The 12,843-nt window shown below is 60.0% G+C and carries 11 protein-coding genes; 4 read left to right on the top strand and 7 right to left on the bottom strand.

Going from position 1 to position 12,843, the window contains the following annotated elements:
- Positions 1–3 precede the first annotated feature (3 nt).
- From VK574_RS05500 to VK574_RS05480, 5 genes are all read right to left on the bottom strand, one after another.
- On the bottom strand, positions 4–1,905 hold the full coding sequence (locus tag VK574_RS05500; protein ID WP_472798813.1) for a hypothetical protein: 1,902 nt from the start codon (positions 1,903–1,905) through the stop codon (positions 4–6).
- Positions 1,902–4,469 (bottom strand): penicillin acylase family protein, encoded by a 2,568-nt coding sequence (locus VK574_RS05495; protein ID WP_472798812.1) that lies wholly within the window; start codon positions 4,467–4,469, stop codon positions 1,902–1,904. The genes VK574_RS05500 and VK574_RS05495 overlap by 4 nt, the downstream gene beginning before the upstream one ends.
- A 74-nt stretch (positions 4,470–4,543) precedes the next feature.
- Positions 4,544–5,146 (bottom strand): hypothetical protein, encoded by a 603-nt coding sequence (locus VK574_RS05490; protein ID WP_472798811.1) that lies wholly within the window; start codon positions 5,144–5,146, stop codon positions 4,544–4,546.
- 65 nt (positions 5,147–5,211) lie between these two features.
- The gene (locus VK574_RS05485; protein WP_472798810.1) at positions 5,212–6,141 is read right to left on the bottom strand and encodes a GntR family transcriptional regulator; all 930 of its coding nucleotides are present in this window, start codon (positions 6,139–6,141) and stop codon (positions 5,212–5,214) included.
- A 10-nt stretch (positions 6,142–6,151) separates the two neighbouring features.
- Positions 6,152–7,315, bottom strand: a complete 1,164-nt coding sequence (locus tag VK574_RS05480) for a lysostaphin resistance A-like protein (protein WP_472798809.1) — start codon at positions 7,313–7,315, stop codon at positions 6,152–6,154.
- 206 nt (positions 7,316–7,521) lie between these two features.
- On the opposite strand from VK574_RS05480, the gene VK574_RS05475 reads away from it, so the two are divergent.
- Positions 7,522–8,511: a DHH family phosphoesterase gene (locus VK574_RS05475; protein WP_472798808.1), complete on the top strand. Its 990-nt coding sequence runs from the start codon at positions 7,522–7,524 to the stop codon at positions 8,509–8,511.
- Between the two features lie 37 nt (positions 8,512–8,548).
- On the opposite strand, the gene VK574_RS05470 is transcribed toward VK574_RS05475, so the two are convergent.
- Positions 8,549–9,022, bottom strand: a complete 474-nt coding sequence (locus VK574_RS05470) for a hypothetical protein (protein WP_472798807.1) — start codon at positions 9,020–9,022, stop codon at positions 8,549–8,551.
- A 306-nt stretch (positions 9,023–9,328) separates the two neighbouring features.
- Between VK574_RS05470 and VK574_RS05465 the strand changes: the two genes are divergently transcribed.
- The gene (locus VK574_RS05465) at positions 9,329–10,279 is read left to right on the top strand and encodes an alpha/beta fold hydrolase (RefSeq protein WP_472798806.1); all 951 of its coding nucleotides are present in this window, start codon (positions 9,329–9,331) and stop codon (positions 10,277–10,279) included.
- A 76-nt stretch (positions 10,280–10,355) separates the two neighbouring features.
- On the opposite strand, the gene VK574_RS05460 is transcribed toward VK574_RS05465, so the two are convergent.
- Complete coding sequence (locus VK574_RS05460) at positions 10,356–10,964, bottom strand: HAD family hydrolase (protein WP_472798805.1); 609 nt, start codon at positions 10,962–10,964, stop codon at positions 10,356–10,358.
- 349 nt (positions 10,965–11,313) lie between these two features.
- Between VK574_RS05460 and VK574_RS05455 the strand changes: the two genes are divergently transcribed.
- Together VK574_RS05455 and VK574_RS05450 are read left to right on the top strand one after the other, a co-directional pair.
- Complete coding sequence (locus tag VK574_RS05455) at positions 11,314–11,694, top strand: helix-turn-helix domain-containing protein (RefSeq protein WP_472798804.1); 381 nt, start codon at positions 11,314–11,316, stop codon at positions 11,692–11,694.
- Between the two features lie 329 nt (positions 11,695–12,023).
- Positions 12,024–12,842, top strand: coding sequence for an isoprenyl transferase (locus VK574_RS05450; protein WP_472798928.1), 819 nt, complete (start codon positions 12,024–12,026; stop codon positions 12,840–12,842).
- Position 12,843 lies beyond the last annotated feature (1 nt).

The raw sequence follows: 12,843 nt of genomic DNA, 5'->3' as shown, positions 1-12,843 counted from the left end.
CCTTCATGATACCCGAGGTTCCGATTTGCTTCGGAGAGCGCCATTCAGTTTTCGCTCGATTAAACAGAGGACTATGAGGTAGCCGAACGACATCAGGCTCACCAGGCGACCCATCACAACGTCGCCGGTTGTAATCCAATCCACATCCAGTTGCACGGCGCCCTGCGGAACCGGGACAGCCATCAATCCATCGTCGCGATGGGGAAGATGCGAATACGCCGCATTGGCGCCGAAGGTCACGTCGCGGCCATTGACGTTCACCTTCCAGGCGGCGTAGTCGCGCAGATGCAGTATGAGATAGCCGGCGTGCGGAGTCTCGGCGTCCAGTCGCATGTGCTCCGGCCAAAGCCGGCCATAGTGTCGCAGCCATGAGTAACTTGCATCGCAATGGCCATTCGTCGGGTCCCACTGCGGCGTGTTGCCGTCGTCTGATTTCGCGAGCACGACGTCCGCGGTCTTGCTGAGGCATGCATCGGGAAGACCGACGGCCATCAGGCTGTCGTCCGCGCCCGGTGGAGCGTATTCATCGGTGCCCTGGAAACCCCGCCCGCCGCGATAGGCAGAGAGCATTCCCTTGACGGAGTCTTCGCTGTCGCAATCCTGATGGAAGATGAACAGCGTGACGAACATGATGGAAAGGAAGAGCACGGAGGACACGCCGACGGCAACGAATCGCGACCAGCGCCTGGTGGTCCAGATGGCCGCGGCGAAGAAGATGCCGAGCGGCGCTTCGATCACGACAAGCCAGCGCCAGGGAAACTGGAGAAAGCGCAGCTTGGGCAGGAAATTCCAAAGTGGAAGCGAGATGGGGAATTGCAGCAGCAGCACGGCAGCGGGGATAAGGGCCAGCGGAACCCACCAGGTGCGTTGGCGAAGCAATCCGCGGCGCCACGCGATGAATACACACAGGAACGCGAGGCCGATCATGAGGACAGCAATCGCAGAGACTCGCCAAAGTTCGACATCATGCAGTTCGAGATTGGGGTCGGCATGCCGGCCAAAGAGAAAACTGTTTTCAATGGCGACGCCGGGGTCGTCTATCGCCTGGCTGATTTGTACCCAGTGCTGCTCGGTGGCGGCGGGGAGAAGATAAATTGCAGAGAGACCAAGGCCGAGAGCGACAGCGATTGCAGAGCGAACGACAGGAGCCCACGAACGCCGAAGCAAGGCGATGGTGAGGGCCACGGCGGCGAGCAGGTAGCAAGCCATCACGCCGAGAGGCGCGTTCGAGAGCCACGCACCGGCAATGACAAGGGCGAGTAGTGTGGCCGATCCGTCAAAGGCACGACGCCAGACGGAGCCCTGCGGATTGCGATCCCGGAAGATGAGTAGCAGAAGCAACGGTATCCAGAACCCGCCAGCCAACTCGCCGAATGCTGATCGCTCGTAGGTGGTGAACATGGAGTAACCGGAGAACAGTGCGGCGCATCCGGCGAGGGTTGCGGGTCCGTCATCAAGCGCCTGGCGCGCCAGCATGCGGGTTGCAAGACCCGTGGCGGCGAGAAACGTGAAGGTGATCGCAAGCTCAACGCCCTTCCACGGAAGAATGAAGCTGAAGGCGGCGCCGAGCATCCATGTGAGCGGCGGATAGAAGACAAAACGCGGTTCACCGGCACCGTAGTTGGGGCTGGGCGCCCAATGAGGATAGAACAGACCGTGGCGCCAACTTGCCGCCGCATCGAGCCACGAGGCGAGATGGAAATCGTAGTCGTGGCCGCAGGAAGTTTTGCGGATCAGGTCGGGGGATGTGGCGATGAATGCGGCGAGGCAGATGATGGCGGGGCCCAGGAAGCGGAGATATCGATTAAAATCCCCAGGTCTCAAACGCGAGACCTGGGGCACCCGGTTCTTAGCGTCCGGAGCGTCTGGTCCCGGTTCCCATATCTCTGAGTCGTCGTCGTTCATGGGAGGAGGCGCAGGGTGTGATGGGTGTTGGCGGCGACGGCGGCCGGAGTGAAAGGCAACGCGAAGGTGCTGCCGTTGTAATAGTCATTCCACTGGTCGCGGAAGTAGGGGCTGTAGGGGTTGCCGCTTTCGCCAAGGACGATGTCTTCGGTTGAGCCGTCGATGTTGCTCCAGTCCATCGTGAATCGCTGTGATGGACCGAAAGAGCGGCCCACCTGCTTTACGGTCGTTGTGTCTCCGCTGAGCGGCAACAGGCCGGTGCCGGCAATGCGGCTGACGTAGGGCAGAAAGTTGGACAAGGGATGTTCGATGTCCACGACGTGCCATGAGCCGTAGTTCCACTTGCTAACGTCGGTCGGGGCTTTCGCATCGAGCATGGCGCGATGGACGGCGTCGGTGAGGAATGCGTCCCAGTCCTTGTAGCGCGTCGGAAGCCAGTCCGGGACCGCATGCATCACGATCTCTTCAACCGCGAAGTTGGACTCGGACCACTCGTAGTTCTCGGCGTCGCCGGTGCCGAGTTTGGGTTCGAGCATCATGGTGCGAATGGCATAGCGGGTCTGGGTTACAAGCGAGGCTGCGGCGGAATCCACGCTGAGCCGGCCATCCCAGCTGCGCATCAGGTCGGCGGCCTTGCGAAGCTGGTCGTTTGCATTGGGGGTGTGATCGATGGCATATGCGAGGCGATGGCCCATCTCCTGGTCCATCTCACTGTAGATATCCGTCTGGGTGGCGAGCATGTCAGTGGGCTTCAGTTGATCGCGGCCCTGCAACAGTTTGTAGATCCGTTCCGCGCGATAGGGATCGGCCCACTCGTTGGTCAGCGGGTATTTGGATTTGTCGCTGGTTACGCGGGAATTGGCGGTGGCGAGAAATCCTGAGGGGGGATCGAAGGCGTTGGGCAGATCGTCGAAGGGGATGTAGCCCTCCCACTCATGAGAGAGTTTGCTTGCCGGCGCGATGGGTACGTTTGCAATTCCCGGCAATCGCAAGGGAATTCGGCCGACTGCGTGGTAGCCGATGTGGCCTTGGTCGTCGGAGTAAACGACGTTCTGCGTGGGCCAGCACCACTGCGATAACGCGGACGAGAATTCAGTCCAGTTCGATGCGGTGTTCATTGCGTAGAGGGGGATCGCGTTCAGCGTCGCGTCGTATAGCGTCCACTTGAGCGCGATGGCGCGGTCATCCTTGGTAAACAGGGGATCGAGCAAGGGGCCGTGGTCACTCATGCGCACGTCGTAGGTCACGTCTTTGCGGCCGCGCACGTGGATTGTCTCGCGATCGAGGCCAAGAGGTTTCCAACTTCCATCTGCAACCCTGAAGTTGCCTTTTCCGTCGAGCGTTTCGAGGTAGAGGTCCTGCACATCGCCGTAAAGCGCGGTGAATCCCCAGGCAATATGCTCGTTGTGTCCGGCGATAACGAACAGCATCCCAGGCAGCGTGACCCCGGCGGCGTGAAAGCCGGGTGCACGCAGATCGGCCATGTACCAGATGTTCGGCTCGGTCAGGCTGAGGTGCATATCATTTGAGAGTAGGGGTTTTCCGCTCGCTGTGTGCGTGCCGGCGATGACCCAGTTGTTGGAGCCGGGGGTGCAGCCGTCGCAGGCGCGTTGACCGAAGGTGCTGGTAAAGCTAGAAACGATGAAGTCCGTGCTTTCCCACCCATGCGCGAGAATACCGCGCATGGATAGGGCACCCGGCAGATCGGTGCCGGGGAGAGCCCGAATTTCGCTGCGTTCATTGTCCTCGTCGTCTGGGGTGGTGGACGGCGTGGGATGCGGTTTGCTCATGTCAAGCAGTTCGCCGGTGGGAGGATGGTCGCGCCAGGAGCCGACGGGGTACAGATCGGACTCGAGCTTCGGATTGTGTAGCTTTGCCGCAATGCGCTCGCGCGAGAGCTTCGTGTACCAATGCGTGTCGAGCATGTCCACCATCATCATGCCGATGCTGATGGAGTCGGCGCCCGTCCAGGGCTGCGGCTTGTAGTGCAGAAACCGAAATTCGGGCGGAAGTGAATTCTGGTGTTGCGTCATGTAAAGGTTCACACCGCGCGCATAGGCTTCGTAGCGGGCGCGCTCTTCGGCAGGCAGGTTGGCATAGATGCGATGCGCCGTGTTGCGAAACTCGTACATGCGCTGCGCCTTGTCGTGACGGAGGAGGGACGGGCCCATGACTTCGGCAAGCTCGCCGTTGGCATTGCGGCGATAGACATCCATCTGCCACAGGCGATCCTGTGCCGTCACGTAGCCCTGCGCAACGAACATATCTTCTTGAGTGGCGGCGTCAATGTGGGGAACGCCGTGCTTATCGCGGCGGACAGTGACGGGAGCGGAGAGCGCAGGCGCGCCCTGCGAGGCGAGTTGGATGTCGCCGTCGAGGATGGGAAGCGCGGATTTTGCGGCGGAACGCAGCCAGAGGATGCCGACGACGCTGAGTACTGCGAGAATCGTCACCAGCCAGAAGGCAGTGAACAGCAAAACCCGGGGCCAGCGGCGCTTGCGCGGAGGCGGCGCCGTTGGCACATAAATGCCGGTATGTGGATTGGCTGCGTGGGATTCCGACATGCGTCATCAACAGGATAACGCCATGACGTTCGGTTCGCGGGATGCGATGAACCTTCAGATATGCGTCTGGAGGTTCAGCGCGAAATCCCCGGGAAATGCAGCAGGTGCGGACGCGCGCGAGCCGAACCATTAAATCGAAGGCCGATTCCGTACTGCGGATAGGCCGGCCCTGAAGGCGCAAATTGCCGACGCGGAATGAACGCAAGCGGGGCGCCGATGAGGCCGACAATGGCTGCGCCAATGAATCCGTCTTGTGTCGCTTTTCCTGCATCGGTATTTTGCGAGGCGATGAGTCCGACAACAATGCCGCCGGCGATCATGCTGGAGATCCATGCGGGGTGGTAGTTGCGCTCGGGGCGCCTGGCCTGGTTCAGCGTCGGGTGAGGCAGGTCCAGATCCACACCCAGTACGTCGGCGTGATTGAAGCGGAAGCCCACGCCGACGGGATTACCGGGCGGGCTGCAAAACAGGTAAGCCTCGGTCACTCCGGCGAAGAGGCAGTGGACGGCAGGCCCATTGGTGTTGTCGACAACGATCGGTTGGCCATTGAGCAGACTCTGCAAGCGGTCCCATGCTGGGTCGGGCAGGGGTGCAGGTGCGGGGCTGTCGGGCAATGCCTGTCCTGCAGCGCATGAGACGAGGCCAAAAGCGAGTAGAAAAATCGTAAGGTCCTTCATGACCTGCGATGTTAGGGAATGGCGGGATGGGACAGTCGGGTGAAGAGGACAGAATCGAAAGTGTGCTAATGGATCGCGGAAAGGACAGCATCTTCGCGGGCCCGCAGGTCGGCAATCGAGGGATCGCCGAGGAGGCGGAAGACGATCGGGAAGCATCCTGAAGGCAGATCGTGTTCGAGTACGGCGTCGCAGACAACGGCAGCAGCGGCTTCGAGACCGCGCTTCCATCCCGGCTTGGTCGCGTCGCGGACGAGCAGGCACTCGGGAGCAAGACCTGCAGCAACAAGCATGGTTTGCCCGATGCGCTGGAAATCGACCCAGCGGGAGGCTATCCCGACCAGATCGGTTGAGTGGGCAGGCATATAGCGCTGCAAGTAAGACTGCAATTCCGTCGTTACGGGATGAACCTGGAGGGTGGTGAGCTCATTGCCAGCCGGCAGCAGCTTGCGAACGGAGGCGGCCTTGCTGGGCAGCACGGCGGCGATGGAGCCCTCAAGCAGGCTCGGCTTGCTGCAATCTTCGGGGCCGCAGCCGATGACGGGAAGAGACAAAGCCCGTTCCATCTCGGTTACCACGATGCGGCGTAACTCAGGGTCGGGCTCGATGACAAGCCAGCGTGCGGGCGGTTCCAGGGCGAGCCAGCGGCGGAGACGCGCTTTGAGCAGAGCGTCGGAGGCGCCGAGTTTCCGGGCTTTGGCGGCCAGGTAGCTAATCATCTGGTCGACGGCCATTTCAGGGCTGAGGGACGCCTCGGGGCGCGTGGTGCGCACGAAAACGCCGCTGCCGTGACGCGTTTCGACCCAGCCTTCGGTCTCGAGCTGGCGGTAAGCGGCGCTGGCGGTGTTGGCATGGATGCCGAAACGGCGGGATAGATCGCGCGTGCTTGGCAGGCGCTGACCCGGTGCAAGCTCGCGGCTGAGGATGCCTAGCACCACCTGGGTGATCAGCTGCTCGCGAAGGGAAACGTCGCCGGTGCGATTAAGCCAGAGCCGCATGCATTCTCTTTCAGCTTGCCAACTGCTCGGTTGCCGCGGGCGAGCGGAGCTCGGCGGGCTTCGGGCGGCGATAGATTACCAGCAGCCATGCCAGCAGCAGCAGGACGATGGGGATGACCAGCAGGCTGCCCTCAGGCCCGTCTGTCCCTCCGCTCCACAGCGGATTGCCGGCAGGCGAAGTGCTGAGCAGGTGTCCGGGAGCGACAAAGCCGCTGTCGGCCGTGCCGTAGAAATAAGTCTCGGCCCAGTCCCAGGCTGCATGGCACCCGATCGCCCACCATGCCGATCCGGTAACCCAGATGCTGACGCAGAAGACGAAACCGATAAATGCCGCGGCGAATATGCCAATCCAGTTCTCACCGTTGTTGCCGGTGTGACCAGCTCCAAAGAGCGTTGAAGTGAGCCACGCCGCATTCCAGAAGCCGGCGCAGGTTGCTCCTCTCAGATGCAGCAGCAGGCAGGGTGCCACGCCGAGAAGTGCGATGGCATAGACACCCCATGCCCCGTTTCCTTTCTGGCCTACGATCAACAGGGCGCAGAGACAGGCAATGCAGCCGGAGGCCCACCAGAAGTTGACTCCGCGCGTGAACGTGTACTGGAGGTAGCAACGCATCGTGCCTTCTTCAAAGCAGCCAACAAGGAGGAACACCGCACCCCAGAGTGCACCGTACTTCAGGATCTCCGATCCAGTGAGTGCAACCGGTCCAAAGCGCAACCAGTGACCCCAGGCCAGAGAGCCGACAAGCGCGGAGAGAGCCGCGAATCCGACGACAAACCCGCCGAAGAAGTGCGCGACACGCCTTGTGCCCCGCAGGTTGTAATCAAGAATTTTGCGCCGCTCAATGAGCGCCATGATGGCCACCGCAGAGAGCAGTGCGAGCACCTGAAATAACTCCGAGAAGAGCTGCTGTCGCGGATTGAAGCTGTTGCCCCTGGCGGTCAGATGAAGTTTCAGAAAGAGAAACCCAAAACCATTCGCCAGAAGAAAAAACAGTGCGAAGAAGATGAGGACGGACCAGCCGGCACGCAGGCCCTGGGGCCCTGCGAAGATCCATTTGAGGCCGCGATAGGGCTTTCGGGGGTCTTCCCCGGGAAAGCCCAGACACATCGAGTCGGAGACGCTGGTTGAGGGTGGCTCGAGCGCCGGCGGGGTTGGCTCGGTTTCAGGATCCATGGATGCTCCTCGCAATTGTGATGGCCGATGCAGCAGTGAGTGTGCGAAAGAATTCTACTGGAGTTTGCGCTCGCATGGGCAGCCGAAGGGGTGTAGGCCAATTCATTGCCATCGCATCTTTGCGAGCCCGCCTTGACACAATCGGCCTCTCGCATGATGCTTAATCTTCCGGCTTTAGCGGATTCTGGCTCAAGGAGTTGTGGCGGTTGCGGGTTAAAGTCTTCTATCACGACAAGTGCTTCGACGGAGCCTGCTCCGCATCGCTGTTCACGCGGTTTCATCGCGAGTGCATCTGCAAAGACGCGGCGTACGACTACCACGGGCTGGTGCATCGGGCCGGCGCGCTATTCGACGAGAGCGAGTTTACGGGCGACGAGAATGCGATTGTCGATTTCAAGTATTCGGCTTCGCCTCGGATCACATGGTGGTTCGATCATCATCTTTCGGCGTTCTTGACGCCGGCGGACCACGAGAATTTTCTCGCTTGCCAGAAGGATCCGGTTTGCGGTTCGCGGAAGTTCTTCGATCCGAACTACACGTCATGTACGAGCTTCCTGGCGCACATTGGATCGACAAGGTTCGGATTCAACACGGAACCTGTCGCGGATATGATTCATTGGGCCAACATCGTGGATGGAGCTCTCTACGAGAGCCCCGAGGCCGCAGTGGAGATGGCGGCTCCGGCGATGAAGCTGACGCTGATTATTGAGTCGACTCAGGACCCGGAGTTTATTCCCAAGCTGATTCCGCTGTTGACGGAGATGCCGCTGAGCGAGGTGCTGGCGCAGCCGTTTGTGGCTTCGCTGCTGCCGCCGCTGCTGGAGCGGCATAGGGAAGGAATCGAACTGATCCGCAGCCGCAGCGAAGAGGTCGACGGAACGATTTTTTTCGATATTACGGATCGGCCGGTCGAGGGCTACAACAAGTTCATCCCCTACTATCTGCATCCCAAGGCGACGTATTCGATCGGTCTTTCGAAATCGAGCTTCAGGACGAAGGTGTCGGTGGGCTCGAATCCGTGGACGAAGGCAGACCCGGCGAAGATGGTGAACCTGGCCCAGGTGTGCGAACGCTACGGCGGCGGTGGTCATGCGCGTGTGGGCGCAATCAGCTTCCCGCCCGACCAGGCTGATAAAGCGCGCCAGGCCGCAGCGGAGATCGTGGCCGAGCTAAGGGCGAAAGACCCGATGAAGTAGAGCCTTCGTTCAAATCACCGAAGCAGACGCAGATTCGTCAGGCAATTTTAGAGGCCGCGCCGAGCTTTTTCTCCCCGCTCGAAGCACGTTCGTCTTGCTGATCGTCCTTTTCAGAAACTTCCTGCTTTGCAGATCCATCGCCCGTTCCATTGATCTTCGCCTCACCGGTCCATGGCGCGGGAGTGGCGCTGTCTGCGTCGTTCTTCGTCTTCGCGTTGAGTTCCTGACTTTGAATGAGCGCTTGTCCTGCGCCCGTCTGACGCTTCTCATCTTCCCGGAGGTTCTCCTCTTTTTGCCTTTCAGAGGCGAAGAGGCTCTCCAGCCTGTTATGGGCGGCACGCCACCTGACGCTACTGGCTTTTCCAGCCTGCGCCAAATAAGGCGCGAATTGGTCGTCTGTAAGCACCCCGTTGTCTTTCAGAAATTGCAAAAGAGCGGCGTACTCCGTCTCAAGGATTTTGAGAGATGAACCCAACTCGTTGAGTAGTTCCTGCGCCAGATCAACGTTCATAAGCGCCTCTGCAGATTTGGATGCCGATTGAGGACCATCTGCCACATCCTTGACGGTTTTCGTGCTCGTTTCCGAGTTTCCGCGACTCCCTATAAGTTCTTGGGAACCCGACCCTCCGGGAACATATACAGCCGACCTGACCATCGCTCCGACATGGTGGCCGCGACGACCTCGAAAAAACCCGGATCACGTTTTATCCATCCAATATTTCGAAGTCGCCTTTTTCGGCGCTCGAACGAACGGGCCTTAAACATGGAGCATTACGTCGTGTGGAACTAGGGGATTTGGGAGAAAGGATTCCTTGCCATGGAGCAAGAGGCCCCTCAACCGGAGTACCAAGAGGCATTCGTGGATGTGGCCGGCACACGAGTGCACTATCTCCAGGCGGGAACCGGCAAGCCAGTTGTGCTCATCCATGGACTGGTTGGTTCCAGTGAAAACTGGCGGAACAACATCGTCGCCCTCGCCGGCAATGCCAGTGTTTACGCGATCGATCTTGTGAACATGGGTAAGTCAGAACGAGTATGTGGCTTGGATGCCGGGCTTTCAGCCACCGCCAACCGCATTGTCGCGATCATGGACGCGCTCAATCTGGCCGAGGCCGACATCGTTGCCCATTCGCATGGGGGAGCGGTGGCATTGATGCTTGCGGCGCTGCATCCAACGCGTGTACGCAAGCTCATTCTGTTCGCGCCTGCGAATCCATACAGCCGCTCAAGCGATGTTATGGTGCGCGTCTACAGCACGCGCTGGGGCGGGCTACTCGCGTGGATGCTGCCCTATCTTCCCGCACGCATTCAGCGCGTCGCGCTGGGATCGATGTATGGAGGTCCCGACCGCGTGCTCGATCGATGTTTGCAGGAGATTGTCGTTAGCCTGCGGAACCCTGCCACCTTGCGCCACGTCCTCTGCATTATTCGCTGCTGGTGTGCCGAGATGGTCAAGCTGGAGGGTGCTATCCGGCGACTGAAGCGGTTCCCGATCCTGCTGGTGTGGGGCGATTGCGATTGTACTGTCAGTCTCAGCTCGGCCATACAACTGAGGCGCAAACTGCGCGCTTCGAAACTCATCGTGCTTCCGGGTTGCGGTCATGGTGTCTTCGAAGAGAACCCCGACGAGTCGAATCGCATCATGCTGGAATGGCTGGGCCGAGACTCGTTGCCCACACGGCGTCGCAGCACCGCTCAACGAGCCCCCTCTGTCGCAATAAGAGTCAGCCGGACTACCGCCACGCGGCGTCTATCGCCTGGAACCTGAATCAGGATCTACTGGTGAGGGTTGTGAAGGCTCTTCCAGCCATGCCGCGCCAAACTGCCAGAGCCTGGTGGATGCATTACAAGCTGAGTTCACTCGCTCGTCTCTTCATCGCTTCCAAACAAAACGCGATGTGCGCGTCGAGATCGACACCGAGTTCGGCGGCGCCTTGAATCACATCTTCGCGGTTGACGCCGCGGGCGAATGCTTTGTCCTTCATTTTTTTGCGCACGCTGGAAACCTCGACATCGGCGATGGCCTTGGTCGGCTTGACCAGTGCACACGCGGTGAGAAATCCAGCCAGTTCGTCGCACGCGAACAAAGACTTGTCTAAATGCGTGACGCGGGGAACGCCGGAGTATTGCGCGTGTCCCAGGATCGCGGTGCGGAGTTCAGCCGGCCAACCCCGGCGCTCCAGTTCGCGCACACCGACGAAAGGATGCTCCTCGGGGGTGGGGTGGCGCTCGTAGTCGAAGTCGTGGAGCAGGCCCGTGGTGGTGTAGAGCTCGACGAACCGCGCACGCTCGTCACCGGTGAGGCCGAGGCGACCGGCTTCTGCTTCACCGCAAGCGGTCACGCAGATCTCCACGGCCAGTGCGTGCTTGCGGAGGCTTTCACTTTGGGTCCACTCCGTGAGTAACTGCCAGGCCTGTTCGCGCCCGTATTTCTTCTCGCTGTTTTCGGTCAAAGTCATCTCAGAATTCTACGTGTTGCACACCTTGGTTCGCGTTTCTTCGGGTTGCTTCGGGTTTCATGCTGGAATCTTCGGGTTGACCCTAAGTTTCTACTTGACAATTATGGTTCACTCGATCGAAAGTAGCACTTATCGCGGTGCAACTTAACGCGGGAGTACCTTGCTCTGGCACTCCGCAACTTAAACGATGGCTACCACTCTTATCAGCGTGGAGACACGCGAAGTCGTGCGGTGCGATTTCTGCAGTTTGGTGCAATACAGAACCACCAACTCAATGTGCAGAAAATGTCGCAGGCCCCTTGATATCGAGGAGCCGGCCCCGTTAACCCCACAGCTAGTCTCAATGCCCACAGTGGCTGCTTCTGCCGAAGCTGGATTGCAGGTTGCGTCACAGGTACGCGAGATTCGCAGAGCGCGCCATCTGAGCCAGCGTCAGCTCGCCAGCCGGATGCAGGTGCCCCGCACCTACATCTCGAAGATCGAGAACGGCAAGGCGATTCCGACGCTGGGTTCGCTGGAGCGGCTGGCTAATGCTCTCGAGGTGGACATGCGCCAGCTGGTGCGTGATTCGCGCAGCCGTCGCGACGAAGAGGTTTCGGCGATTCTGTCGGACTCGTTCCTGGCCGAGGTTGCGTCAATGCTGCCCTATCTCGACTCGCTGCACCGGACGCTGCTGTATGGGTCAGTGCGCGATATGGCTGCGGGGCGGCGGCGCACGGCTTAGGCCGTTAGCCAGCATCTCCTTTCGTTTCCTCGTTCGTAGGGCGGGCGACCGGTGGCCTTGTGCCGGTCGTCCGGCCGTTTCGTTGGAAAGATTACAATCGCTTCATCTGCGGGCGGGTTGAGGGCTTGCGGCGCGTGATTGTGCTAGGCTCGAAGGTGTCGCCAGAATTCCCCGGCCATCGGGGTTTTTCCTTTGTCGACGTTGATTTGGACCCGTTCAGCGCGTCGGGTTTGTGAGCCGGCGCCAGCCAAGTCTTGCGAACGCGGAACGGTCACCGTCCGGGAAGCGTAATAGATACCGTCGAGGCAATTTCCTTGCATCCAACTGGCATGCTGCGGATCGGTGAGCTTACCTCAGAGGAGCGCGCGATCTATAACACGCTCAAGCCTGAGCGTCTGCCCGAGCACGTTGCCATCATCATGGATGGGAATGGCCGCTGGGCCGGTCACCGATCGCTCAAGCGCTTTCTGGGGCACCAGCAGGGCGCGAAGAGTGTGCAACTGGTGACCGAAACAGCTTCGCGCATCGGTTTACCGTGGCTGACGCTCTATGCTTTTTCTCTCGAGAACAATCTGCGACGTCCGCGTGCCGAAGTCAATTTCTTGATGCGGCTGCTGAAGAGTTATCTCGAGAGCAACGTGCAGCGCATGATGGACAATAATGTGCGCATCCGCTACATCGGACGCGTGCACGAATTGCCCCGCGAAGTGCAGGACAAGATGCAGTGGGCGCAGGAGACCACGACGCGTAACACCGGTACGACTCTAACGCTGGCGCTGAACTATGGCGCGCGATCTGAGCTCGTGGATGCGTGCCGCGCGCTAGCCCGTGAGATGCAGCAGAAGCAAATGACTTCTGAACGCATCACTGAAGAAGATCTTCACCGCCATCTCTACACCGCGCAAATGCCCGACCCCGATCTCCTGATCCGGACATCCGGCGAAATGCGGATTTCGAACTTCCTCCTGTGGCAGATCGCGTATACCGAGATCTTCGTGACCGAGCGGTTGTGGCCGGATTTCCGCGGCATCCACCTGCTTGAAGCGATTGCGGCTTTCCAGCAACGCGAGCGCCGCTATGGCGGGCTGAGCGAGAACGTCGGCGAAGTGGAAGAAGACCCCGAGCAGATCAGGATCGTAGCTAGCTGAT

The organism is Occallatibacter sp., from assembly GCF_035317045.1.
Taxonomy (GTDB): Bacteria; Acidobacteriota; Terriglobia; order Terriglobales; family Acidobacteriaceae; genus Telmatobacter.
This window is presented reverse-complemented; position numbering and strand designations above follow the sequence as displayed.